This window comes from Stenotrophomonas sp. YJH_SMC_131, assembly GCF_059367975.1.
Map to the genome: position 1 here is coordinate 50,800 of NZ_JCAFRJ010000002.1, position 24,748 is coordinate 75,547.

Annotated in this window: 25 protein-coding genes and 1 tRNA gene; 15 read left to right on the plus strand and 11 right to left on the minus strand. The window is 66.4% G+C overall.

What is annotated here, in order from left to right; genetic code table 11:
• Positions 1-162: 162 nt before the first annotated feature.
• The 4 genes from AC5P56_RS04105 (at position 163) to AC5P56_RS04120 (ending at position 5,120) form a co-directional block, all read left to right on the plus strand.
• The gene (locus tag AC5P56_RS04105) at positions 163-1,671 is read left to right on the plus strand and encodes an alanine/glycine:cation symporter family protein (protein ID WP_134809222.1); all 1,509 of its coding nucleotides are present in this window, start codon (positions 163-165) and stop codon (positions 1,669-1,671) included.
• Entirely contained in the window at positions 1,672-2,505 is an 834-nt protein-coding gene (locus AC5P56_RS04110; RefSeq protein WP_046432259.1) for a TrmH family RNA methyltransferase, read from the plus strand.
• Positions 2,506-2,671: 166 nt separating this feature from the next.
• The gene (locus AC5P56_RS04115; RefSeq protein WP_241887063.1) at positions 2,672-3,658 is read left to right on the plus strand and encodes a hypothetical protein; all 987 of its coding nucleotides are present in this window, start codon (positions 2,672-2,674) and stop codon (positions 3,656-3,658) included.
• Positions 3,659-3,668: 10 nt separating this feature from the next.
• Positions 3,669-5,120: an alanine/glycine:cation symporter family protein gene (locus AC5P56_RS04120; RefSeq protein ID WP_241887062.1), complete on the plus strand. Its 1,452-nt coding sequence runs from the start codon at positions 3,669-3,671 to the stop codon at positions 5,118-5,120.
• Positions 5,121-5,246: 126 nt separating this feature from the next.
• Here the strand turns inward: AC5P56_RS04120 and AC5P56_RS04125 are convergent, their stop codons facing one another.
• From AC5P56_RS04125 to AC5P56_RS04140, 4 genes are all read right to left on the minus strand, one after another.
• The gene (locus AC5P56_RS04125) at positions 5,247-6,668 is read right to left on the minus strand and encodes a M28 family peptidase (protein ID WP_032957185.1); all 1,422 of its coding nucleotides are present in this window, start codon (positions 6,666-6,668) and stop codon (positions 5,247-5,249) included.
• Between the two features lie 245 nt (positions 6,669-6,913).
• Positions 6,914-7,318: a large-conductance mechanosensitive channel protein MscL gene (mscL, locus tag AC5P56_RS04130; protein WP_241887061.1), complete on the minus strand. Its 405-nt coding sequence runs from the start codon at positions 7,316-7,318 to the stop codon at positions 6,914-6,916.
• Positions 7,319-7,372: 54 nt separating this feature from the next.
• The gene (locus AC5P56_RS04135; protein ID WP_014648218.1) at positions 7,373-8,089 is read right to left on the minus strand and encodes a fumarylacetoacetate hydrolase family protein; all 717 of its coding nucleotides are present in this window, start codon (positions 8,087-8,089) and stop codon (positions 7,373-7,375) included.
• 75 nt (positions 8,090-8,164) lie between these two features.
• Positions 8,165-8,446: a hypothetical protein gene (locus tag AC5P56_RS04140; RefSeq protein WP_005410817.1), complete on the minus strand. Its 282-nt coding sequence runs from the start codon at positions 8,444-8,446 to the stop codon at positions 8,165-8,167.
• Between the two features lie 178 nt (positions 8,447-8,624).
• On the opposite strand from AC5P56_RS04140, the gene AC5P56_RS04145 reads away from it, so the two are divergent.
• On the plus strand, positions 8,625-8,960 hold the full coding sequence (locus AC5P56_RS04145) for a Rieske (2Fe-2S) protein (protein WP_012511947.1): 336 nt from the start codon (positions 8,625-8,627) through the stop codon (positions 8,958-8,960).
• A 242-nt stretch (positions 8,961-9,202) separates the two neighbouring features.
• On the opposite strand, the gene AC5P56_RS04150 is transcribed toward AC5P56_RS04145, so the two are convergent.
• From AC5P56_RS04150 to thiS, 4 genes are all read right to left on the minus strand, one after another.
• The gene (locus tag AC5P56_RS04150; protein WP_032957191.1) at positions 9,203-11,050 is read right to left on the minus strand and encodes an SLC13 family permease; all 1,848 of its coding nucleotides are present in this window, start codon (positions 11,048-11,050) and stop codon (positions 9,203-9,205) included.
• A 27-nt stretch (positions 11,051-11,077) separates the two neighbouring features.
• The gene (gene trmB / locus AC5P56_RS04155) at positions 11,078-11,812 is read right to left on the minus strand and encodes a tRNA (guanosine(46)-N7)-methyltransferase TrmB (protein ID WP_019660186.1); all 735 of its coding nucleotides are present in this window, start codon (positions 11,810-11,812) and stop codon (positions 11,078-11,080) included.
• Positions 11,812-12,606, minus strand: coding sequence for a thiazole synthase (locus tag AC5P56_RS04160; RefSeq protein ID WP_005418798.1), 795 nt, complete (start codon positions 12,604-12,606; stop codon positions 11,812-11,814). Before AC5P56_RS04160 ends, trmB begins: the two co-directional genes overlap by 1 nt.
• A gap of 118 nt (positions 12,607-12,724) precedes the next feature.
• The gene (gene thiS / locus AC5P56_RS04165) at positions 12,725-12,925 is read right to left on the minus strand and encodes a sulfur carrier protein ThiS (RefSeq protein ID WP_005418796.1); all 201 of its coding nucleotides are present in this window, start codon (positions 12,923-12,925) and stop codon (positions 12,725-12,727) included.
• 240 nt (positions 12,926-13,165) lie between these two features.
• Between thiS and AC5P56_RS04170 the strand changes: the two genes are divergently transcribed.
• The 10 genes from AC5P56_RS04170 to AC5P56_RS04215 all read left to right on the plus strand — a co-directional run bounded on the left by AC5P56_RS04170 (position 13,166) and on the right by AC5P56_RS04215 (position 21,589).
• A complete protein-coding gene (locus AC5P56_RS04170) occupies positions 13,166-14,986 on the plus strand; it encodes an autotransporter outer membrane beta-barrel domain-containing protein (protein ID WP_478409692.1) in 1,821 nt (606 codons plus the stop codon).
• 159 nt (positions 14,987-15,145) lie between these two features.
• Positions 15,146-15,219, plus strand: a tRNA-Gly gene (locus tag AC5P56_RS04175).
• 124 nt (positions 15,220-15,343) lie between these two features.
• Positions 15,344-15,562 (plus strand): hypothetical protein, encoded by a 219-nt coding sequence (locus AC5P56_RS04180; protein WP_049405652.1) that lies wholly within the window; start codon positions 15,344-15,346, stop codon positions 15,560-15,562.
• Positions 15,563-15,738: 176 nt separating this feature from the next.
• Entirely contained in the window at positions 15,739-16,617 is an 879-nt protein-coding gene (gene rimK / locus AC5P56_RS04185) for a 30S ribosomal protein S6--L-glutamate ligase (RefSeq protein WP_005418651.1), read from the plus strand.
• Positions 16,618-16,875: 258 nt separating this feature from the next.
• A complete protein-coding gene (locus tag AC5P56_RS04190) occupies positions 16,876-17,355 on the plus strand; it encodes a hypothetical protein (RefSeq protein WP_032957208.1) in 480 nt (159 codons plus the stop codon).
• Between the two features lie 95 nt (positions 17,356-17,450).
• Complete coding sequence (locus AC5P56_RS04195) at positions 17,451-17,921, plus strand: hypothetical protein (protein ID WP_014648207.1); 471 nt, start codon at positions 17,451-17,453, stop codon at positions 17,919-17,921.
• 115 nt (positions 17,922-18,036) lie between these two features.
• Positions 18,037-18,498 (plus strand): hypothetical protein, encoded by a 462-nt coding sequence (locus AC5P56_RS04200; RefSeq protein ID WP_014648206.1) that lies wholly within the window; start codon positions 18,037-18,039, stop codon positions 18,496-18,498.
• Between the two features lie 162 nt (positions 18,499-18,660).
• On the plus strand, positions 18,661-19,338 hold the full coding sequence (locus tag AC5P56_RS04205) for a response regulator transcription factor (RefSeq protein ID WP_005410804.1): 678 nt from the start codon (positions 18,661-18,663) through the stop codon (positions 19,336-19,338).
• The gene (locus AC5P56_RS04210; protein ID WP_075676409.1) at positions 19,301-20,671 is read left to right on the plus strand and encodes a sensor histidine kinase; all 1,371 of its coding nucleotides are present in this window, start codon (positions 19,301-19,303) and stop codon (positions 20,669-20,671) included. Before AC5P56_RS04205 ends, AC5P56_RS04210 begins: the two co-directional genes overlap by 38 nt.
• Positions 20,672-21,202: 531 nt before the next feature.
• A complete protein-coding gene (locus AC5P56_RS04215) occupies positions 21,203-21,589 on the plus strand; it encodes a hypothetical protein (RefSeq protein WP_032957214.1) in 387 nt (128 codons plus the stop codon).
• 173 nt (positions 21,590-21,762) lie between these two features.
• Here AC5P56_RS04215 and coaE read toward each other — a convergent pair whose 3' ends face one another.
• The 3 genes from coaE to AC5P56_RS04230 are packed head-to-tail and all read right to left on the minus strand — an operon-like array spanning position 21,763 to position 24,513.
• Complete coding sequence (coaE, locus tag AC5P56_RS04220) at positions 21,763-22,374, minus strand: dephospho-CoA kinase (RefSeq protein ID WP_495231472.1); 612 nt, start codon at positions 22,372-22,374, stop codon at positions 21,763-21,765.
• An 11-nt stretch (positions 22,375-22,385) separates the two neighbouring features.
• Complete coding sequence (locus AC5P56_RS04225; protein ID WP_005418626.1) at positions 22,386-23,249, minus strand: prepilin peptidase; 864 nt, start codon at positions 23,247-23,249, stop codon at positions 22,386-22,388.
• Positions 23,250-23,256: 7 nt separating this feature from the next.
• Positions 23,257-24,513, minus strand: a complete 1,257-nt coding sequence (locus AC5P56_RS04230) for a type II secretion system F family protein (RefSeq protein ID WP_262224781.1) — start codon at positions 24,511-24,513, stop codon at positions 23,257-23,259.
• Positions 24,514-24,748 lie beyond the last annotated feature (235 nt).

The following is a 24,748-nucleotide window of genomic DNA, read 5'->3' on the forward strand; positions in this document are numbered from 1 at the left end:
GTAGAGCCGAGCCCATGCTCGGCTGCCCTCGGGGGGCCAAGCCGAGCATGGGCTCGGCTCTACAAAACAGCGCTACCGCAGCGGCCTGCGATCAGGGAGAATCGACCGGTCCCTTCCAGCCGACGGGACGTCCTTACAACCCGCCGACTGGAGAGAGCGCGCGTGGAAGCAACCGTACACTTCATCAACAGCATCATCTGGAGCAAGGCACTGATCTTCGTGTGCCTGGGCGCCGGCCTGTTCTTCAGCCTGCGCACGCGCTTCATGCAGATCCGCGGCTTCTTCGAGATGTGCCGCCTCACCGTCAAGGGTGAGAAATCCGACGCCGGCGTGTCCTCGTTCCAGGCCCTGGCCATGTCGATGGCCGGCCGCATGGGCATCGGCAACATCGCCGGCGTGGCTACGGCCATCGCCTTCGGCGGCCCCGGTGCGATCTTCTGGATGTGGGTGATGGGCTTCCTCGGCGCGTCCACGTCTTATGTGGAATGCACCCTGGCGCAGATCTACAAGACCAAGGACGCCGAAGGCCGCTACCGCGGTGGCCCGGCGTACTACATCGAAAAGGCCATGGGCCTGAAGTGGTACGCGCTGGCCTTCGCCATCGCCACGATCATCGCCGCCGGCTTCCTGATGCCGGGCGTACAGGCCAACGCCATTGCCGACAGCATCATCAACGCCTGCCGTGGCACCGCGCTGTGCGGTCCGCTCGATGGCCAGGCCTTCGGCATGGAATCGGTGCAGGCGCTGAAGCTGGGCATCGGCATCGTGGTGGCGCTGCTGCTGGGCGTGGTGATCTTCGGTGGCGTCAAGCGCATCGCCAACTTCGCCGAAGTGGTGGTGCCGTTCATGGCCGCCGGTTTCATCCTGATGGCCATCGTCATCATGATCATCAACTACGACCGCGTGCCGGAGATGTTCAACATCATCTTCAGCAGCGCCTTCGGTACCCACGCCGCGTTCGGCGCGATGATGGGCCTGGCGGTGGAGTGGGGCATCAAGCGTGGCATCTATGCCAACGAAGCCGGCCAGGGCTCGGGCCCGCATGCAGCGGCCGCCTCGGAAGTCTCGCATCCGGCCAAGCAGGGCTACGTGCAGGCCTTCGCGATCTACTTCGACACCATGATGGTGTGCACCGCCACCGCGTTCCTGATCCTGGCCAGTGGTACCTACAACGTGTACTCGCCGGTGGAGGGCGCCGCGCCGATCTTCCAGGGCCTGGCCGGTATTCCCGAAGGTGCGGGCTACGCCCAGGCCGGCGTGGAAGCGGTGCTGCCGGGCTGGGGTTCGGCGTTCGTGTCGGTGGCCATCTTCTTCTTCGCCTTCACCACCATCATGGCGTACTACTACATGGCCGAGACCAACCTCAGCTATGTGAACCACAACAGGAAGCGCCCGCTGACCGTGCTGGTGCTGCGCCTGGGCATCATCGGCATGGTGGTGTTCGGCGCGTTCCATAATGCGACCCTGGCCTGGGCGCTGGGTGACATCGGCGTCGGCCTGATGGCCTGGCTGAACATCATTGCCATCCTCATCATCCAGAAGCCGGCGATGCTGGCCCTGCGTGACTACGAACGACAGAAGAAGCTGGGCCTGGATCCGGTGTTCGACCCTGATGCCCTGGGCATCAAGAACGCCGATTTCTGGCGCCAGCGCAAGCAGGAGAGTGTGTAAGTGAACAACCCCTGGAACAACCGCCGCCCGTCCGCCCGTCCGCCGCGCGCAACGCCGTTGCCGCGCCCGGAGGTGCCGGCCACGGGCGGTGGTGGGCGCGGTGGCAGCGACGAGCTGCGCCTGTACGGCCTGAATGCCGTGCTGGCCGCGTTCGAAGCGCGGCCACAGGCGCTGCGCAAGCTGTACCTGCTGGAGGCGCGCATTCCGCGCCTGCAGCCGCTGCTGAAGTGGTGCGTGGCCAACCGCGTGGGGTATCGCGTGGTTGAAGACGGCGATCTGAACAAGCTTGCCGGCACCACCCACCACGAAGGCGTGGTGGCCGATGTGCTGCGCGCACCGGCGCTGCCGCTGGCGCAGTGGCTGGAGCAGGTCGGCGACGGCCCGGCGCTGGCGCTGTGGCTTGATGGCGTGGGCAACCCGCACAACCTCGGTGCGATCCTGCGCTCGGCCGCACACTTCGGCGCCAAGGCGCTGCTGCTGCCGGCCGGCAGCACGCTGGCGCTGTCCGGTGCCGCCGCGCGCGTGGCCGAGGGCGGTGCAGAAGCGGTGCCGCTGGTGCAGCTGCCGGAGACCGCCCAGGCGATGACGCAGCTGCGTGCGGCCGGCTTCGGCCTGGCGGCGACCCTGGTGGAGGGCGGTGACGACGTGTTCCGCACCTCGCTGCCGGCCCGCCTGGTGTATGTGATGGGCGCCGAAGGCGAGGGCATGGACCGCAGCCTGGCGGGAGCGTGCGACCAGCAGGTCTCGATTCCCGGCAGCGGCGCGGTGGAGAGCCTGAACGTGGCCTCGGCCACGGCGGTACTGCTGGCGCAGTGGGCGAGCCGCCGCGGCTGATCCGGTATCCCGGGTCGGATCCCTCGCCGCAGGCGAGGGCTCTGACCCCTTCCAGGGTCCGTAATTGCGTCAAGCGCGCATGATGTTTTGAAAGTTTCCTTATTGGTCAGCCGCTTCCGGCAACGCAGGGTGGAACTCCATCCCACGTTGTCCAGAAGAGGCTGCCATGCATCACCCACGCTGTATCCTCATCGCATTGCTGGTCCTGACCAGCGTCCTTGCCAACGGCCGTGCCGCAGCCAGCGAACGCAGCCTGGACGGCGTCAACTTCACCGGGCCGCTGATCACCCCCAACCCGGCTGGCCTGCCGCAGGGCAACTGGTACATCGAACCCTATCTGGTGCGGCTCGACAGCCGCGATCATTACGACGATGGCGGCCATCGCCGCCGCAGTGGGCAACGCAGCGGCGCATGGGCAACGGTGGTACCGATCATCTACGGCTTCAGCGACCGGGTGATGGGGCAGGTCAATCTCAGTGCATCGCGTGCCGAACAGGGCGGCGCGCGCAGCAGTGGTTTCCGTGCCGGTGACACCACCGCGCGCCTGCAGTACCTGTTGCAGGCGCCCAATGCCGATGGCACGCGTCCGGCCGTCTCGGTTGCGCTGGTGCAGCGCTTCAGCACCGGCAGCCATGACCGCATCACCGGCAATCCGCTCGATGCGCAGGGCGACGGTGTGCAGCGCACCACTGCCGCATTGGGCGTGCAGCAGGTGGTCTGGCTGGGTAACGACCGCCCGCTGCGCTGGCGTGCCCAGCTCAGCGCCGGGCCTGCGCCGTCGCGGACGGCGATCTCCGGGGCCAGCGTCTACGGCACCGACGACAGCTTCCAGGGGCACATCTCCCGGGGGTCGGTGCTGGGCCTGTCGGTCGGCGCCGAGTACAGCTTCAATCCGCGCTGGGTGGGCGTGATGGAAGTGGCCGCCAGCCGCGAGACCGGCCAGCGCCTGAGGGGTTTCGCGCGCAACCCCAGCGGTGGTTTCGAACGCATCGACGAGCATCGCCCGGCCAGCCGCAGCGTCACCCTGGCGCCGGCCGTGGAGTACCACTTCAGCCCGTCACTGGGCCTGATCGCCGGCGTCGAGTTCAGCGTGGCCGGCCGCAACACCGGCCGCATCATCAGCCCCCAGGTCGCCCTGGGCATGTTCTTCTGAGGGGCCGCCGATGAACATCGAATCCATCGTCAACGCGATCCTTGGCGTCGTCTGGAGCCCCTACCTGGTGGTGCTGTGCCTGCTCACCGGCCTGTACTTCAGCGTCCGCACGCGCTTCATCCAGCTGCGTGCATTGCCGGACATGCTGCGCCTGATGTTCCGCCATGAGCGCTCCGATGCCGGCGTGTCGCCGTTCCAGGCGTTGTCCCTTTCGCTGTCCAGCCGCGTGGGCGTGGGCAACATCGCCGGCGTCGCCATGGCCATCGCCTTCGGCGGGCCCGGCGCGATCTTCTGGATGTGGATCGTCGCCTTCCTCGGCGCATCCAGTGCCTTCATCGAATCCACGCTCGCACAGATCTACAAGGAGCGCGACGGCAAGGGGCAGTACCGGGGCGGCCCGGCGTACTACATCGAAAAAGGCCTCGGCCAACGTTGGTATGCAGTGCTGTTCGCATTGGTGACGGTGCTGGCGGGCGCGATGCTGGCCGGCACGCAGTCCAATGCGATCACCAGTGCGGTGAACGAAGCCTGGGACGTGCCGGTGATGACCACCACGGCGGTTCTGCTGGTGGTGCTGGGTGCCATCCTCATCGGCGGTGTGCGGCGCATTGCGCGCGTGGCCGAATGGGTGGTGCCGCTGATGGCCGTGGCCTACCTGCTGGTCGCGGCGCTGGTGATGGTGCTCAACGCGGACAGGGTGCCGGAGGTGATCATGCTGGTGCTGCGCAGTGCATTCGGCGTGGATGCGGCGTTCGGCGCGATGATCGGCACCGCCATCCAGTGGGGCGTGCGCCGTGGCGTGCTGTCCAACGAGGCCGGCATGGGCAGTGGTGCGCATCCGGCCGCCGCCGCGGAAGTCTCGCATCCGGTCAAGCAGGGCCTGGTGCAGTCGTTCTCGGTCTACATCGACACAATGGTGGTGTGCAGTGCGACCGCCTTCCTGATCCTGTCCACCGGCCTGTACAACGTCTACGACCCGGCGGTGAACGGTATTCCGGATGAGGCGCGCCTGCTGCTGGGCAATCTGCCGGGTGTCGAAGCCGGGCCACGCTTCGTGCAGCACGCGGTGGAATCGACGCTGCCGGGCTTCGGCCGTTCGTTCGTGGCGCTGGCGATCCTGCCGTTTGCGTTCACCACCATCCTCGCGCTGTACTACATGGCCGAGACCAACGTCAGCTATCTGTGCCGCGATCGGCCGGCGGCGTGGCTGATGGGCGTCTTCCAGTTGCTGTTCCTGGCAGCGACCGGCTACTCGGCGGTGAACAGTGCCACAGTGGCCTGGTCGCTGGGCGACATCGGCGTCGGCCTGATGAGCTGGCTGAACATCATCGCCATCCTGCTGTTGCAAAGGCCTGCCCTGGCCGCACTGCGCGACTACGAGCAGCATCGCCAGGCCGGCAAGGATCCGCCGTTCAACCCGAAACTGCTGGGCGTGCGCAACGCCAGCGTGTGGGAAGGCTGACAGGATCGGGGTCAGATCCCTCGCCAGGGCGAGGGCTCTGACCCACGCCATTGCCCGGTGGGTGCGAACCTCGGTTCGCACCGCTCTTCCCGCTGCACTCGCCGGGCATGGCCCGGCGCCAGCGCATCACTCGTTCGGCGGCGTGGTCGCCTTGGCCTCGCTGCCGAAGCTGCCGTCGGCTTCCGCCGCTAGGTAGGCGAACACGGTATACGCGGCCACGTTCTGCGCCAGTGCCTTCGGGTCGATCTTGTCCAGCGTGTCGTCGGCGGTGTGGTGCAGGTGGAAGTAGTCCGAGCCGTCCTGCGCCAGCCACGCCCACGCACCGCCCTTGGCGGCCAGCGGGCCGACGTCCGGGCCCGGGCCACCCTTGTCGGCCTGGTACTCGATGCCCAGCGGCTTCATTACTTCGGCAATCTGCTTCGTCGCTTCACGTGAGCCTTCCGGATTCGGTGAACCAGTATTGAAGGCATAGATGCGGCCTGCGCCGAAGTCGCTCTCGGCGGCCAGCTGGTGCAGGGCCACGTCCTTGGCGTGTGCCTCGGCATAGGCCTTGCCGCCGTAGAGGCCCTGTTCCTCGTTGGCGAAGGCGATCACGCGGATGGTGCGCTTCGGTGCCTGCTTGAGCTGGCCGATCAGGTGGCCGGCGGCCATCGTGATGCCCACGCCCGCGCCGTCATCCACGGCGCCGGTGCCCAGGTCCCACGAATCCAGGTGACCACCGATCACCACCACTTCCTTCGGCAGGCTGCGGCCGGTGATCTCGCCGATCACGTTGTACGAGGTGGCGGTGCCGTCCCAGCCGCAATCCAGTGCCACCTTCACCGTGGTGCTGCCACGCGCCAGCAGGCGGGCCAGCTGGTCGGCATCAGGCACCGACAGCGCGGCCGACGGCACCGGGGTCAGGCCGTCATCGAAACGGGTGATGCCGGTGTGCGGCACGCGGTGCGAGTCGGTACCGGCCGAGCGCATCAGGAAGCCGACCGCGCCCTTGCGGATGGCTTCGGATGGGCCCTTGCTGCGGATCGCACCGCCGCGGCCGTAATCGCGGCCATCGCGGAAGGGCAGCATCTGGTAATCGACGAAGGCGATCTTGCCCTTCAGCGAACCTGCCGGTGCGGCCTGCAGCGCGGCCAGATCGGCGAAGCGCACCACCTCGGCTTCCACGGTGCCACCCGGGCTGCCGCCAAGTGCGGTGATCTGCAGCGGCTGCGGGTTCCTGCCGGTCACGGCGGCGTGTTCGCTGCGACGCTCCCATTTCGGGAACGTCACCGGCTCCTTCCAGACCTTGTCGAAGCCCAGGGCCTTGAACTTGGCTTCGGCCCAGGCAACGGCGCGGGCATCGGCTTCGCTGCCGGCGATGCGCGGACCAATCTCGGTGGTGAGCGACTCGACCACCTTCCAGCCGGTGTCATCGGCCAGCGCCTGGTCGCGCAGCTGCGCGGCGGTCGCCAGCGAGGCGGGGGGCAGGGTGGTGGTGCGCGGTGCCGCGAAGGCCGGGGCGGCCAACAGGGCGAGGGAGGATGCGATGGCAAGGACGCGGCGACGCATGGACAACTCCGGGAAGGGACCTAAGCCTTGGAGCTTAACAGTCGTTCAGCCCGGCGCATGGGCGGGAGGTCATGGCTGGCGCGGATGCTGTTTTCCGCCAGATGCAGCAAAGCGAAAGCCCCGCCGGAGCGGGGCTTTCGCCTGCTTCTGTAGAGCCGAGCCCATGCTCGGCTGCCTTTCGCAGATCAGCCGAGCGTGGGCTCGGCTCTACAGGTGGGAGGGGCGCCCATAGGCGCCCGGTACCCTTACTTCTTCAGGCTGTCGCGGATCTCGCGCAGCAGCACCACTTCTTCGGCCGGCGCCGCCGGTGCCGCTTCCTTCTTGCGCGACAGGCGGTTGATCGCCTTGACCACGATGAAGATCGCGAAAGCCACGATCACGAACTGGATGACGGTGTTGATGAAGTCGCCGTAGCCAACCACCACCGCCGGGATCTCGTTGCCATCCGGTCCGAGCCGGGCTGGCGACAGCGTCCAGGCCAGGCTGGAGAAGTCCACGCGGCCGATCAGGTAGCCCAGCGGCGGCATGATGATCTTCTCGACCAGTGCGGTCACGATCTTGCCGAAGGCCGCGCCGATCACCACGCCGACGGCGAGGTCGATGACGTTGCCGCGCATCGCGAATTCCTTGAACTCGGTGAGCATTCCCATTGTTGTTTTTCTCCGGTGGGGAAGTGGACAGCGCGCAGGGTAGCGCAGGTGATGTCAGCCGGCGATCACGCCGTGGCGCTCGGCCACGTTTTCCAGGCGCGCGCTGAAGCGGTCGCCGGGCTTGAGCGCGGCCACGCCGGACGGCGTGCCCATGAACACCAGGTCGCCGGCACGCAGCTGCCACAGCTTGGACAGCTCATGCAGGATCTCCGGCACGTTCCAGATCATCTGGTCGAGCAGAGCCTGCTGACGCACCTCGCCGTTGACCTCCAGCGACAGGTTCAGCGCGGCCAGGTCGCCGACTTCCTCGGCGTGGACGATTTCGCTGATCGGCGCGGAGGCATCGAAGCCCTTGGCCGCGTCCCACGGGTGGCCCTTGTCCTTGGCGGCGGCCTGCAGGTCGCGGCGGGTCAGGTCCAGGCCGACGGCATAGCCGTAGACCAGTGCGTCGGCGTCGGCCACGGCCAGCTCGCCGGCGGGCGCATCGCGGCCGATCGCCACCACCAGCTCCACTTCGTGGTGCAGGTTGGCGGTCGCTGGGGGGTAGGGGATTGCATCGTCGTGGCCGACCACGATCGCATCGGCCGGCTTGCTGAAGAACATCGGGCGGCCACGGTCATCGGCCGCCGGCACTGCCGCACCCATTTCGCGGGCGTGGTCGGCAAAGTTGCGGCCGACGCAGTAGATGCGGTGCACGGGGAAACTGCCACCACCGGCTACCGGCACACGCGGCAGGGCTACGGCAGGGATCACATCGGAGACATGGGACATGCGGGCATCCAGGAAGAGCGTGCCCGCAGTCTAGAACGCATGGCGCCCGCCGTCAGCGGGCGCGCAGGAGGTGGATCAGCGCGAGGCCGGCAACACCGGCTTGCGTACCACGCGGTACTCGCCTTCGACCACGGTCGGGTCGACCGGGCGGGCAACACCCGGCTTGCGCGAGGCCAGCAGCTTCCACGCCAGGCCGACCAGGATCATCGCCGCACCGACGAACACACCGATGAACACCATCGCGGCCAGGATCGCTAGGCCAAGCAGGCCCACGGCAACGCGCACCAGCGGGTGGCGCGGCTTGCGCGGCGCGAACAGGGTGCGGAACTGGTTGAAGGCGGATGCGCGATTGAACATGGCGGCTCGATAGGCTGGGATCAGCGAAACCAGAGTATCGGGACGCGCCACTGTCATTGAGTGAAAAACTCGTTAAATATAGCCTGTGCTTATTACGGATCAATGACTTGTGTTCATGTCGGAGCCAGTCACCTGAGTGGGCATGCGACAATGCGGGTTTACCGTACGAGCCTTCGCCATGACTGCCGCTGCTGCCCTGATCGCCCTGGATGCCATTGCCGATGGCGCGTTTGCCGAGGTCGAAGCGGTGGTCGATGGAGATGCCGAATCGCTGGTGCTGTACCGCGACGGCGCGCAGGTGCGCGCATTCCTGAACATCTGCCCGCATGCCGGCCGCCGCCTCGACTGGGCGCCGGGGCAGTTCCTGAAGAGCCGCGAGGGCCACCTGGTGTGCGCCGCGCATGGCGCGTCGTTCGCGCTGGACAGTGGCGACTGCATCGCCGGCCCGTGCAAGGGCGACCGCCTGCGCGCGGTGCCGGTGGACGTGCGCGACGGGCAGGTCTACCTGGCTTGAGGCCGGCTAGAGGGCGGATCCGTTTTCCGGAGGAAAACGGCTCTGACCCCATCACGCCAGGAGCAGTCGAGCATGGCTCGACGCTACAAAAGCCGTGTCGACCAAGGTCGACACCTACCAAAGCGATGCACGACGCCGTTCTGACAGATCGCGGCAACCTGCCATGCCACCGAATGCCAGCCTTTGACGTTGACGTTGATTCGGCGGGTGCAGGGCGCAGCCCTGCCAACAAACCCCAACCCTCAGAACATCAGGTTGATCATCAACACCACCACGCAGGTGTAGATCAGCGACAACGGGCCGCCGACCCGCCACATCTCGCGCGGGGTGTAGTTGGCCGGGCCGGTGATCATCGAGATCACCGGGTTGGAGGCCGTCATCAGGTTGTTGGACGCCGACAGCGCCACGATCAGCGCGAACGCGGTCGGGTTGCCACCCGCCGCCAGTGCCAGGTTCACCGCAATGGGGACCATCACGATGGTCGCGCCCACATGGCTGATCACCAGCGAGAACGCCGTGGTCAGCAGCGCCAGCGCCACCTCCAGCACCCACACCGGAATGCCGGTCGGCAGCTTGTCGATGGTATGGCCGGCCACCCACGCGGCCGCACCGCTGGAGTCCATCGCCCAGCCGAGCGGAATCAGCCCGGCCATCATGAACACCGTCTTCCAGTTGATCGAGGCATAGGCCTCGTCCATGCGCAGCACGCCGGTCAGCAGCATGCCGGCCACGCCGGTCATCAGCGTCAGCGCCACCGGCAGCTTGCTGGTCAGCGCGATCAGGATGGTCAACGCGAAGATCGCCATCGCGATCTTGAACTTGTGCGGGCGCTGCTCGCCGGTCGGGTAGTCGGTCACCACCACGAAGTCGCGGCTCTTGGCAGCCTGCGCCAGGTCGGTCCAGATGCTGTGGAACACCAGCATGTCACCGGCGCGCAGCTGCACGTCACGCACGTCCTCGCGGATCACCTGCTTGTCGCGGTTGATCGCCAGCAGGCTGATGCCGCGCTCCTTGCGCAGGCGCAGGTCGGCCGCACTCTTGCCGATCACGTTCGAGGTCGGCGGCACCACCGCCTCGGAAATGCCGGCGCGGCTGGGGTTGAACAGGTCGCCCAGGTGCTTCAGGCGCGAGGACATGCGCAGGAACTGGTTCTGCGCGAAGTCGCTGATCTGCTGGCGCGGGCCCATCGCACCGAGCACGCTGCCGACCCAGATGCGCATCTCCGCCGGCGGCGCCAGGCGGGTGTCATTGCCGGTCTTCAGGGCCAGCAGCAGTGGCGCATCGTGCAGGGTCTCGGCCTCGCCCAGGGTCATGCCGACCAGCGGGCTTTCGGCGCTGACCACCAGCTCGAACACATCGCCTTCGATGCCGTAGGTCTTGGCAAAGTAGCTCTCGGTTCGCGCCGGGGTGACCCCGTCGTTGACCAGGTTTTCTTCCTCGATCAGCTTGCGGTCGCCGTAGTAGCGGAAGTACAGCAGCGAGGCGACCAGCAGTGCCACGCCGATCGGCAGCGGCGCGAACATGCGCAGCGGCTCGATGGTGGCCAGGCCGGAGGGCAGGTTGTTGTTGGCCGAGGCCAGCAGATCGTTCAGCAGGATCAGCGGCGAATTGCCGACCATGGTCAGCGCGCCGCCCATCACGATCGCCGCCGAGATCGGCAGCAGCAGGCGCTGCATCGTCAGCCCGGTGCGCGCTGCCAGTCGCGAGGCGACCGGCAGGTACAACGCCATCACCGACGGGTTCTGCATGAAGGATGAGTTCAGGCCGGCGATGGCCGTGGTCATCATCAGCAGCCGCTGCTCGACACCGTGGCCGCGCCGCAGCAGCCAGGCGGCCAGCCGGTTCAGCGCCCCGGTGCGGTCCAGACCCGCACCGAGGATGGTGGTGGCGATGATGCTCATCACCGCGTTACCGGAGAAACCGCCGAAGATTTCCTCCGGCGCGATCAGTCCGGTGACACCGAGCACCACCAGCACCACCAGCGCGACCACGTCGGCGCGGATGCGCTCGAACAGGAACATCGCCATCGTGAAGCCGACCAGCCCGAGCACGAGCTTCATGTCGTTGGTCAGCGTCAGCGCGGTATCCATGTGGGGCGCGGCGTCCTCAGGCGATCGTCAGGTGCGGTCGTACAGCAGGTCCCAGACGCCATGGCCGAGCTTCTGGCCGCGGGTCTCGAAGTGGGTCTGCGGGCGCCAGTCCGGGCGCGGCACGCTGCCACGCGGGCCGGCACGGTTGACCAGGCCGGCGGTGGCATCGAGCACATCCCACATCTGCTCGGCGTAGTCCTCCCAGTCGGTGGCACAGTGCAGGCGGCCGCCCGGGCGCAGCTTGCGCACCAGCAGTTCGGCGAACGCCGGCTGCAGCAGGCGGCGCTTGTTGTGGCGCTTCTTGTGCCACGGGTCCGGGAAGTAGATGCGCACTTCATCGAGCGCGCCGTCGGCGATCTCGTTCTGCAGCACTTCCACCGCATCGTGGTGGTACAGGCGCACGTGGTCGGCATTGTCCTCGGCCAGCGCGTTCAGCAGACGGCCCACGCCCGGGGCGTGCACCTCGATGCCGATGTAGTCGCGCGACGGGTCGTGCTGGGCGGCGAAGCGCAGCGCGGCACCGTTGCCGAAGCCGATTTCCAGCACCTTGTGTGCCGGGCGGCCGAAGGTGGCGTCCAGGTCACGCGGTTGGCCGGTGTAGTCGAGGCCGAAGCGCGGCCAGCGTTCGTCGAACGCGCGCTGCTGGGCAGGGGTGAAGCGGCCCTGGCGCAACACGAAGCTGCGCACCTCGCGGCGGCCCTCGCTCACGGTGAAGGGCTTGGGCGGGGCCTTGGAACCGGCGCTGTCAAAAGGATTGGTCATCAGCCGATCAGCCCATCCACCGGCGAGGAGGCGCTGGCGTAGCGCTTGCGCGGGATGCGCCCGGCAAGGAAGGCCTCGCGGCCGGCCTCGACCGCCTTGCGCATCGCACTGGCCATCAGCACCGGGCTGCGCGCACCGGCAATGGCGGTGTTCATCAGCACGCCGTCGCAGCCCAGCTCCATCGCGATCGCCGCATCCGAAGCGGTACCGACGCCGGCGTCGACGATGATCGGCACCTTGGCGTCTTCGATGATCTGCAGCAGGTTGTACTTGTTCTGGATGCCCAGGCCCGAGCCGATCGGCGCGGCCAGCGGCATCACCGCAGCGCAGCCGATCTCTTCCAGGCGCTTGGCCAGGATCGGGTCGTCGGAGGTATAGACCATCACCTCGAAACCGTCCTTGACCAGCTGCTCGGCGGCCTTCAGGGTCTGCATCACGTCCGGGTAAAGGGTCTTCTGGTCGCCCAGCACTTCCAGCTTGGTCAGGTTGTGGCCGTCCAGCAGCTCACGGGCCAGTCGGCAGGTACGGACGGCGTCCTCGGCGGTGTAGCAGCCGGCGGTGTTGGGCAGGATGGTGAAGCGCTCCGGCGGCAGCACGTCCAGCAGGTTCGGCTCGCCCGGGTTCTGCCCGATGTTGGTGCGGCGGATGGCCACGGTGACGATCTGGGCGCCAGCGGCCTCGGTGGCCAGGCGGGTTTCTTCCAGGTCCTTGAACTTGCCGGTGCCGGTCAGCAGCCGCGAGCCATAGGTCTTGCCGGCGATCACCAGCGAATCGGGGGAGACATGAACGTTCATGGCGCGATTATCGCTTATCCGCCTGAAGATGGGGTCACGCAGAGGGCGGGGTCGAGCGTGGGGTCAGATCCCTTTGCCATCGGCAAAGGGATCTGACCCCTGAACACCCGCGCAGGCCTCAGCCCCCGCCCAGCGCGTGCACGATCTCCACCACGTCGCCTTCGGCCAGGACGTGCTCGCCATGGCGGCTGCGGCTGACGATCTCGCCGTTGACCTCCACCGCCACCCGGCGCTGCAGCAGCTGCTCGGCCTGCAGCAGGTCGTGGAGGGTCGCCGAAGCGGGCAGGGTACGGGGTTCGCCGTTGAGCTGGATGTTCATCGCCGCATTGTCGCCGATGGCCTGCGCGGATCGGAACCCTTGCAAATTTCGTTGATCGCCAGCCCCGGCACAGCGTGGTCCAGCGCCCTCAGGCGACAATCCATGCGGCGGCGCAGCGTGAGCAAAACGCGGCGCAGTGGAACCATTCACCGTGCGCCGGCGTACGTCCGCCGGGTCCTCAACGATATCCCCACAGGAGTTTTTTACATGCTGCTCAGCAAACGCCCGATCCGCTCCCTGATGGCGGCCGCGATCGCGCTGGCCGCGCTTCCGGCCATGGCAGGCGAATCCCCCTATTCCAAGGCCGTGTTCTTCGGTGACAGCCTGACCGACGCTGGCTATTTCCGCCCGCTGCTGCCGGCCGATGTGCGTCCGGTGACCGGCCAGTTCACCACCAACCCGGGTTGGGTGTGGGCGCAGCAGGTCGCCAACTACTACGGCCTCAACGGCACGCCCAACGGCAATGGCCAGAACGGTGACAACTACGCCGTCGGCGGCGCCCGTGTATCGGCCGACGAAGCGGGTGGCCTCGGAGCCATTCCGTCGCTGAAGTCGCAGGCGACCCGTTACCTTGCTGCGAATGGTGGCAAGGCTGACGCCAATGCCCTGTACACCGTATGGGGCGGTGCCAATGATCTGTTCGCGGCCACGCGCGCAGCGGCCGGTGGTGCCTCGCAGGCCCAGGTGCAGGGCATCATCGGCGCCGCGGTCATCGACCAGATCGCGCTGGTGGGCGCCCTGAAGCAGGCCGGTGCCCAGTACGTGCTCGTGCCGAATCTGCCGGACGTGGGCATCACTCCGCAGTTCCGTGGCCCCAACGCCGCCGCCGCCACTGCACTGTCGGCCGGTTACAACAAGGCCCTGTACGGTGGTCTGAAGCAGGCGGGCATCGAGTTCATTCCGCTCGACACCTTCAGCATCCTGCGTGAAGTGACCGCCAACCCGGGCATGTACGGCTTCACCAACGTCACCAGCACCGCCTGCAAGATCGATCCGGCCAACTCGACGCAGAGCATCCTGACCTGCAACCCGACCAGCTACGTCAGCCCGGATGCGGCCAACACCTACCTGTTTGCCGATGGCGTGCACCCGACCACTGCCGGTCATCAGCTGCTGGGCCAGTACGCGGTCTCGGTGCTGGAAGGCCCGCGCCTGCAGCAGGTGCTGAGCCACTCGGCACAGACCATCGGCCGCTCGCGTGCCGACCAGGTCAGCATGCACCTGGGTGGTCGGCCGGCTGACGGCCTGTCCTGGTGGGGGGGCGTGCGTGGCGACCTGCAGCGCTACGACCACGCCGACCTGTACGACGGCCTGGCCCCGGCCGGCCTGTTCGGTATCGACTGGGCCCGCGACGGCATGGTGTTCGGCGGTTTCGCCGGCTTCGGCCGCCTCAGCGCCGACTTCGGCAACAGCCGTGGCGACTTCACCCAGAAGGACACCACCGCCGGTCTGTTCGCCGGCTGGTACGGCGATCGCATCTGGGTGAACGGCCAGGTCAGCTACACCTGGCTGTCCTATGACGTTAACCGCAAGGTCCAGCTGGGCCCGGCCACCCGTGAGCACGGTGGTTCGCCGGACGGCAGCAACCTGACCGCCGCCCTGAACGCCGGTTACGAGTTCGGCACCGAAGGCGGCTTCCGCCACGGCCCGATCGCCTCGGTGATCTGGCAGAAGGTGAAGATCGACGGCTACACCGAAAGCGCCGCGGCCGGCACCCTGGCCACCGCACTGGGCTATGACCGCCAGAACGTCGATTCGACCGTCGGCCGCCTCGGCTGGCAGGCCCGCTTCGATGGCGGCGCCGTCAAGCCGTACGCGCAGGTGACCTACGATCACGAGTTCGAGGACACCAAGCAGGCCAGCGCCTGGCTGCAGACCCTGCCGGAACTGGGCAACTACCGCGTGCCCGGCCTGAACTTCGACAAGAACTACGCCACCGTCGTGCTGGGTGCCCGTACCGAACTGTTCGGCCTGCAGAGCAACTTCGGCCTGAGCGCGTCGACCGGCCAGAAGCGCGCGCAGGACGCCACCCTGTTCGCCAACTTCAGCGGCACGTTCTAAGCAGCACCCGCTGGGGTCGGATCCCTTTCCGCAAGGAAAGGGCTCTGACCTGTTGCGCCGGGGGTCGGATCCGTTTCCGCCAGGAAACGGCTCTGACCCCATTGCGGCACGCTGCCATTGCGCAACACCGGCCCCACCGCATAGACTTTCACCCGCAATGCGGGCGTAGCTCAATGGTAGAGCTGTAGCTTCCCAAGCTACTGACGTGGGTTCGATTCCCATCGCCCGCTCCAATCACGCCACGCGTGTAGACAGAAGGCCGCTCATCAGCGGCCTTCTTCATTTCTGATTAGTTTCATATCCACGGCCATCCGTGCCCGGTTAGCGTTGCCGCATTTCCAACACGGGACGCAGCGCATGGAAACGAAGGACGACGTCGTCGGCAGCCTTCATGAGATCTACAGGAACTCCGGTGCCGGCACCTCCCGCCAGCTGGAGGCAGTGCGCGCACTGGGTCGCGCCGGTGGGCCGAAGGCCGCGCAGCTTCTGTGGCAGATCTATGAGGGGACCTCGGCCGGATCGGTCACGCAGATGGCCTGCATCGCAGCGCTGGGTGAATCCGCGCGCGGGTTCTGAAGCGGAACCAGCCCGCATGGTGATGCGGGCCTGTGGTGTATCCGGCGACGGTTACTCTTTCGCCGGAATCGTCGCCGCAGGAGCCGGCCACTACCGGCGCAGGCAGCACGGGCCAGCATCATCCACCCGCCACACGCCCGCGCTATGCTTCGCGCCTGCCGACCGATCCCACCGCGATGAAGCTCGCCATCCTGTCCCGCAACAGCTCCCTGTATTCCACCCGTCGGCTGGTCGAGGCGGCGCGCGCGCGCGGCCACACCGTGCGCATCCTGGACCCGTTGCGCTGCTACATGCGCATCGCCGCCGATGGCTTTTCCATGCACTACAAGGGCCGGCCAATGACCGGCGTGGACATGGTCATCCCGCGCATCGGTGCCTCGATCACCCGCTACGGCACCGCGGTGCTGCGCCAGTTCGAGCTGATGGGCGCGCGCACGCCCAATCCGTCCGACGCCATCCTGCGTTCGCGCGACAAGCTGCGCGCGCACCAGCTGCTGGCGGCCAAGGGCATCGACATGCCGGTCACCGTGTTCGGCGACAACCCCGACGACACCGTCGACCTGCTGTCCATGCTGGGCCCGCCGCCGCATGTGGTGAAGCTCAATGAAGGCACCCAGGGGCGCGGCGTGATCCTGACCGAGAAGGCCAGTGCCTCGCGCGGCATCGTCGAAGCGCTGCGCGGCCTGTACGCCAACTTCCTGATGCAGGAATTCATCGGCGAGGCCAAGGGGGCCGACCTGCGCTGCTTCGTGGTGGGCGACCAGGTGGTGGCGTCGATGCAGCGGCAGGCACCGGAGGGCGACTTCCGCTCCAACCTGCACGCCGGGGGTACCGCCGTGGCGGCCAAGGCCAGCCGTGCCGAGCAGCAGGTGGCGGTGCGTTCGGCCAAGGCGCTGGGCCTGTCGGTCTGCGGCGTGGACCTGATCCGTTCCGCGCGCGGCCCGCTGGTGCTGGAGGTCAACTCCACGCCCGGGCTGGAAGGCATCGAAGCGGCCTGCGGGGTCGACGTGGCGACACGCATCATCGAGCACGTAGAGAAGATCAAAAAACCCTGATTATCCATGGGGTTATGATTCTCACCGGCAAATGATCCGGGCCTTTAACGAGGCTTTAATCGGATCGGGCGTAGGCTTCAGCGAACCGCAGCTCTGCCTCTCAGCAGGATCGGTATCGGGATACGACTTCAGGCCCAGGCGGGTGCACCGTCTGGGCCTTTTTTATGCCTGTCGGCCCCATGCCCAAGGTCTCTTGTGGAGGCCGCGTGACGGTCGTAGAGTTGGCCCTTCGTTCCGGGATGGATCGGGAGGTTGGCGATGTACCGCATCATGATGATCGCGTTGCTGCTGGGCCTGTCTGGCGCTGTTGCCGCCAAGCCGGAGAAAGTGGCTGTACAGATGGACCGGCAGGGCTCGGTCGCCGAGCAGATGCGTCAGGTGGAAACCGCCCTGGCCGCCCCCGACTATGCCGAACTGTCCGCCGAGGATCGCGGCCAGGTGCAGCAGTCGCTGTCGCGTATCCGCCAGCACATGGGCGAACGCCAGACCGTGCAGGAGCTGCCGCCGCAGCTGCAGGCCGAGGTCTTCAACGAGCAGGAACGCATCAACACCCTGTTGGCGCGTGGCCATGAAGACAGCCGGCAGATCTGCAGGTACGAACGCACCACCGGCAGCAACATGCCCAAGAGCCGCTGCCTGACCGTGGCCGAACGGCGCCGGATCGAAGAGAAAGGCAAGGCGCTGATCAACGACCAGCGCAGCTACAACACGCTCAGCCCACCGCCCGCCGGGCGTTGACCGCACCGCCCTTCGGCCCATCGAGTGTGCTGTGACGGCGCATCGGTGGCACCGCAGGATCGATGTTCCACTCATGGAAGAACCTGGAGGTAACGATGCAGCGCATGACCCCCTTCGCCCTGATGCTGGGCCTGGCCCTGGCCACCACCGCCCACGCCAAGCCCGAGAAAGGGCAGGTGAAGTTCGACGCCAACGCACCGGTGGCCGAACAGATCCGCAACGTTGAGACGGCGATCAACAGCGAGGACTACAGCGAGATCGGGCTGGAAGACAAAAGCCGCGTGCAGCAGGCGCTGGGCCGCATCAAGATCAAGATGGGCGACCACGAACGCGTGGAGCAGGTCAGTCCGCAGGACCGCACCGAGATCTTCAACGACCAGGAAGTGATCAACACGATCATGACCCGCGCCCACGCCGACAGCCGCATGGTCTGCCGTCGTGAACGCACCACCGGCAGCAACATGCCGCAGAGTGTCTGCCTGACCGTGGCCCAGCGCCGCAAGGCGCAGGAAGACAGCCGCAAGGCGCTCAACGACAACCAGCGCTTCAACAACTACAAGCCCTGATCGCTGCCGGACCGATCGCATGCCGCCATCGGTCACCCTGCCGTGCGTCCCTTGTGGGCGCATCGGCGGAATCGTAAAGTCGAGACCCTATTCATGGACGAACATGGAGCTCGTCATGTACCGCAACACGACACTTGCCCTGATGCTGTCGCTCGGCCTGGTAGCCACCGTGCAGGCCAAGGCGCAGAAGGACACCGTGCAGATGGATGCCTTCACCCCGGTGTCCGAGCAGATCCGCCGCGTTGAAACGGCCATGGGCAGCGAGGACTACAGCGAGATCGGGCTGGAGGACAAGAGTCGCGTGCAGCAGGCACTGAACCGGATCCGGATCAAGATGAATGGCCGGGAGAAGGTCGATGAGCTGGCCCCGCAGGAGCGCAACGACCTGTTCAACGAGCAGGAGATCGTCAACACCATCATGACCCGCGCCCAGGCCGACAGTCGCATGATCTGCCGCCGCGAGCGCCTTACCGGCAGCAACATGCCGACCAGCGTCTGCCTGACCGTGGCCCAGCGTCGCAAGGCCCAGGAAGACAGCCGCCGGGCGTTGACCGACCAGCAGCGCATCAGCCGCTGACCGGCTGACGCGGGGGCTTTTGCCGGTGTCGGCGCTTCGGTACGAAATGTTAAGAATGGAACCTGTATCGTTCAGCAGGTAGACGTCGCGTCCACCCACGCAGGGGCATCCTGAGCGGGTGGGCCTGGCCCCCCGACGACCCTTCAAGAACCAGAGGTCCCAGTGCGCATTCTCGTAATCGAAGACAACAGCGACATCGCCGCCAACCTTGGCGACTACCTTGAGGATCGTGGCCACACCGTGGACTTCGCCGCCGACGGCGTGACCGGCCTGCACCTGGCCGTGGTCCACGAGTTCGACGCCATCGTTCTGGACCTGAACCTGCCGGGCATGGATGGCATCGAAGTGTGCCGCAAGCTGCGCAACGAAGCGCGCAAGCAGACCCCGGTGCTGATGCTGACCGCCCGCGACTCGCTGGACAACAAGCTGGCTGGTTTCGATTCCGGCGCCGATGACTACCTGATCAAGCCGTTCGCGCTGCAGGAAGTGGAAGTGCGCTTGAACGCGCTGTCGCGCCGCGGCAAGGGTGTGCAGACCCGCGTGCTGGAAACCGGCGACCTGGAATACAACCTGGACACGCTGGAAGTGCGCCGCCAGGGCAAGCTGCTGCAACTCAACCCGACCGCGCTGAAGATCCTGCAGGCCCTGATGGAGGCCGCGCCGGCCGTGGTCACCCGCCAGGAGCTGGAAACCCGCGTCTGGGGCGAGGAGCTGCCCGACTCGGATTCGCTCCGTGTCCACATCCACGGCCTGCGTGCGGTGGTCGACAAGCCGTTTGAAGTGCCGCTGATCCAGACCCGCCATGGCATCGGATACCGCATCGCCACCCCGGAAGCCTGATTCCGTGGCAACCAAGGGGGAGCGCCGGCGTTCGCCGTATCGGCGGCGCCTGCGCAGCCGCATCATCGTCTCGTTCGTGTTGTTGGGCTTCTGCCTGACGACACTGTTCGCGTTCGCCACCAACTGGGCCCGCATGCGCGTGGAAAACCAGCTGGTGGAAGACGTGATGAACCGCAACATCAACGAGTACGTGCGGCGGTTCTACGAGAGCCCGGATCGCAACCCCGACCTGCCCGTGCAGCAGATGCGTGCGCGCCTCGTCAAGCCCGACAAGTTCGATGCGCTGCGTGAGGAAGAACCTGATTGGGCAGCGTTGCCCGACGGCAACCACAATATCTCGGGCACCGACGAACGTGGGCAGCCTTACGCCTACAAGCTGGCCGTGCGCAAGACGCCGGACGCCTGGGCGTTCCTGGCCTATGACATGACCGACAGCGTGCGCGGTGGGCAGCAGCTCAACCGCGCGCTGGTGCTGTCGGTGCTGGTGTTCAGCCTGTTGTCGCTGGTGCTGGGCTGGTGGTCGGCATCGAAGGTGATGAAGCCGGTCTCGGACCTGGCCGCGCGGCTGCGTGCCTATCGCGGCGGCACCAGTGATCCCGAGCCGCTGGCGCCGCGTTTCCCCGATGACGAAGTGGGGCAGCTGGCGCAGGCGCTGGATGATTATTCGTCGCGACTGACCGAAGTGGTGCAGCGCGACCGCGAGTTCAATGCCGACGTCAGCCACGAACTGCGCACGCCGCTGGCGGTGATCCGTGGCGCCACCGAACTGCTGCTGACCCGGCCCGGCCTGGATGAGAAGGTGCTGCAGCGGCTACAGCGCATCCAACGCGCCGAACAGCAGTGCAGCGACCTGATCGGCGCGCTGCTGCTGCTGTCGCGCAACGAGCGCGGGCAGGGCACCAGCAACGTCGCGCGCGTGGCCGAACAGCTGCTGGACGCCCACCGCGCCCAGCTGGGTGGCAAGCCGCTGGAGCTGGCGCTGGAAGGCGAGCGCAACCTGGTGATCGATGCGCCGGAGGCGGCCTTGTCGGTGGCGCTGGGCAACCTGATCGGCAATGCGGTGAAGTACTCGCAGGATGGCGAGGTGCGCGTCTTTGTCGGCAGCAATTCAGTGTCGGTGACTGACAGCGGCCCGGGCCTGAGCGAAGAAGACGCCGCCAAGCTGTTCCAGCGCGGCTATCGCGGCACCCATGCCGGCCATTCGCAGGGCGGTGGCATCGGCCTGTCGATCGTCAGCCGCCTGTGCGATCTGTACGGCTGGCAGGTCAGCGTGCGCCCCGGTGGCGAGCGCGGCGTGATCGCCACGCTGACGTTCTCGCCGAAGCCGTTGTAAGGGCCCCTGCCTGGGTGGGTGCTCCACTTGTAGAGCCGAGCCTGCGCTCGGCTGCCGTGGCTTCCCGAAGCCGAGCATAGGCTCGGCTCCACAGCGGGTTCGTGTCGCGCCCTCTGTCGCTTGTGCCACCGAATTCCCCTCGCAGGAAGGATGGGCCAGAAGCCCAACACGACATCACCGTGACCGTTGCCACGTAGCGCGCGTGTCCGCATGCACGCATTCGTACACCCAACAGCGGCTTGAGAATTTCCTTACAGATCACAGCGCTGCGTGATGGCCAGATGGGGCGGCCGGGGCAGGTGCCCTGGCCGGGATTGGCGTCCTGAAAAAAACCAACATTCAGCTCTCTTCGACGGCCCCTCGGCCAGTCGTTGAAAATGCACCGCGTGCCTTGCTTCGGCGGGCGGTGCGTGGGGATTCATCAGAATCCGCTGGAGTATTTTTGCTGAATGTCGGATCTCCGGTACGCCAACCCGCACCGTCCGCCACCTCGCATCCGCAGGTGGCTCGTCGTCTGCGAGGAGATTCACCATGTCCGCACGCCCCGTGTTCCCTCAACTGCACGCCCTGATCGGCGAAGCCGCTGACCTGCTGCCGGCCGACGTCGCCGCGCGCATCGAAACCCTGCTCGATGATCCGAAAGATCTGCTGCCTGCGTTGCTTGCCCGCATGGACGGCCGCGATGCCGCCGACGGCCGGCGACTGGAAGCGCAGGGCCTCAGCCCTGCCCAGGCGGCCACCATGGCCGGTCTCAGCCGCACCCTGGCCGGCTTGAATGCACTCATGCAGGTGCTGCACGCCGCCGAAGCCGCCCGCGAACAGGGCGGTGCCCACCAGCAGCTGAGCCCGGATGTCGTCGACGGCCTGCTGCTCGGCGCACGAGAACTGGCCCGTTATGCCCGCCTGCAGCTGGAGTAGGTCCACGCCACGCGTGAATGCAGAACGCTTTGTAGAGCCGAGCCCATGCTCGGCTTGATGATCGCAGCCGAGCGTGGGCTCGGCTCTACAGCAGTTCCACGCTGGTGCAGGGTAAATCGCCGCAATGCGCGGATGCGCTTCGGTAGTGCCGGCCGCTGGCCGACAGCCAGGCCTCAGCCCCCAGCCAACCCCAGATACCGCTCATGCACCCGTTCCACCTGCGCCTGCAGCTCTTCCGGGTGACCATCGTTGACCACCACATCATCGGCCAGTGCCAACCGCTGCGCGCGGCTGGCCTGGGCGGCGATCATCTTGTCGGCCAGCGCGGCGTCGATGCCGTCGCGCTGCATCAGCCGGGCGTGCTGCACGGCTTCGGGCGCATCCACCAGCAATACCCGGTCCAACCACGGGTAGGCCTGCCGCCCACCGACCTCGGTCAGCAACGGAATGGCGGCAATCGCATAGGGGCTGGCGGCCTGCTCGCACTGCTGTTGCATCAGCAGGCGGATGGCCGGGTGGGTGATCGCTTCCAGCGCCGCCCGTTCGGCCGGGTCGGCGAACACGTGGGCCCGCAGGCGTGCCCGGTCCAAGCTACCGTCCGCCTGCAGCATGCCGGCGCCGAAGCGCTCGGCGATACGGTCCAGGGCCGGGCTGCCGGCGGCAACCACCGCGCGGGCGGCCAGGTCGGCGTCGGCCACCACGATGCCCAGCGCGTCGAAGCGCCGGGTCACCTCGCTCTTGCCGGCGGCAATGCCGCCGGTCAGGCCAACCACATAGCGGCTCATGGGGATTCCCCTCAGCGCAGTCCGCTCAACACCAGGTACTGCTCCACCACGGGCGCGCCCCACATGAAGTACAGCCAGCCCGCGATCGCCAGGTAGGGGCCGAACGGGATCGGCGTGGCGCGGTCACGGCCCCGGGTGTACAGCCAGATCGAGCCGATGATGGCGCCCAGCACCGACGACAGCAGGATGATCGGCAGGATGCCCTTCAACCCGCACCAGGCGCCGAGCGCGGCCAGCAGCTTGAAATCGCCGTGGCCCATGCCCTCCTTGCCGGTCAGCTGCTTGAACAGCCACCAGACCATCCACAGTGACAGATAGCCCACCGCCGCGCCGACCAATGCTGGCTTGGCCGGCATGTACAGGTTGTCGATGTTGCCTATCAGGCCCAGCCACATCAGTGGCAGGGTCAACTGGTCGGGCAGCAGCTGGGTGCGCAGGTCGATGCCGGACAAGGCGATCAGGAAGCAGGTCAGCACGATGGCGCCGAAGCCCTGCCAGCCGAAGCCGAACTGCCAGACGCAGGCCAGCACCAATACCGAGGTCAGGGCCTCGACCAGCGGGTACTGCAGCGAGATCGGCGCCTTGCAGTGGCGGCACTTGCCGCCCTGGATGATCCAGCTGAACAGCGGGATGTTCTCGTACCAGCTCAGCTTGTGCTTGCAGTGCGGGCAGTGCGAGGGCTCGACCACGATCCCCGGTGGCGGGGGTTCGTAGAAGTCCGGTTCTTCCAGGACCTCGCGCGCATCGCGCTTCCACTGCCACTCCAGCCGCTTCGGCAGGCGCAGGATGACGACGTTGAGGAAACTGCCCAGCAGCAGCCCCAGGGCGGCCGCGGCGGGGTAGCCGAGGCCGGGATGCTGGTCGAGAAATGCCATGTATGCGTCAGACCACCGATGCCAATTTGAAGATGGGGAGGTACATGCCAATGACCAGGCCGCCGACGATGATACCAATGAACACCATGATCATCGGCTCGAGCAGGCTGCTCAAGGCATCAACGGCATTGTTGACCTCCTGCTCATAGTACTCGGCCACCTTGAACAGCATGGCGTCCAGGGCACCCGCCTCTTCACCGATACCCGTCATCTGGATGACCATGTGTGGGAACAGGGCGGTCTGCTTCATGGCCATGTTGACCGGGTAACCGACCGAGACGTCATCGCGCATGCGCAATACGGCATGCTCGTAAACCGTATTGCCGGTAGCGCCTGCAACAATGCCCAAGGCTTCTACCAGCGGTACGCCAGCCTTGAAAGTCACAGCGGTCGTGCGGGCAAAGCGGGCAATCGAGCTGTTATGCATGATCTGGCCAATGACTGGCACTTTCAGGATCAAGCGATCCATCCCGTGCTGCATCTTCGGCGAGCGTTTGTAGGCCATGGTGAAACCTACGATGCTGCCGATGACGATGATCGCGATCAGCCACCACCAAGAGACCATGAACCGGGATGCGGCTACGATCATCTGAGTAAATGCTGGCAGATCAGCGCCAAATCCCCTGAAGACGTCCTCAAATTGCGGAACCACCCAGATCAGCAGGATCGAGCTGACCAAGAGCGCTACCGCAATGACCATTGCAGGGTAAAACAGAGCCTTTTTTATCTTGCCCTTCAGGGCTTCGATGTTCTCTTTGTAGTTGGCCACGGTATCAAGCACCGTCTCCAATACACCGGCGCCTTCACCTGCACGCACCAGGTTGCGATAGAGCTCGTCGAACTGCACCGGATACTTGCTGATTGCCTCATGAAGGGACGATCCGCCCTCGATATCGGTGCGGATGCCGTCCACCATCTTCTTCATGCGCGGGTTCTTGTGCCCGCTGGCGATGATGTCCAGCGCTGAGACGATCGGCACACCGGACTTCATCATCGTCGCCATCTGGCGGCTGAAGAATGCAATGTCCTTCGGCGAAATCTTGCTGCCGGCTGCGCCGAACAGTGGCTTGGGCTTTAGCTTGACCGTGCCCGGGGTGATGCCTTGGCGGCGCAGCTCGGCCCGCAGCAGATTCGCGTTTTTCGCGGCCTGCTCCCCTTTCATCTTCACACCCCGCTTGTCCGTCCCCTCCCAGACAAACGGCTGCAGGTCCGTGGTGCTGCGCGCCACGGGCTCCTTCTTGATCGCACTGCGACTGACAGACATATCGGCTCCCCAAGACCCGCCATCCCCAGGCGGGCGTCTAGCCGTCGATGGTAGCGGGTTCGTGCCCGTCTGGGCAGTTGTTGGGGGCACCATCATGCGAATTCGTGCCGGGTGCCGACCAAAGGTGACGCACTGCGTCACATTGCCGCGTCCATCGCAGATTCGCATCCGGGGGGTTCCCATCCGTGAAATAGCTGCCATCATGGGCGCGGGGAAATCCAGGGGGAGGCGTGCC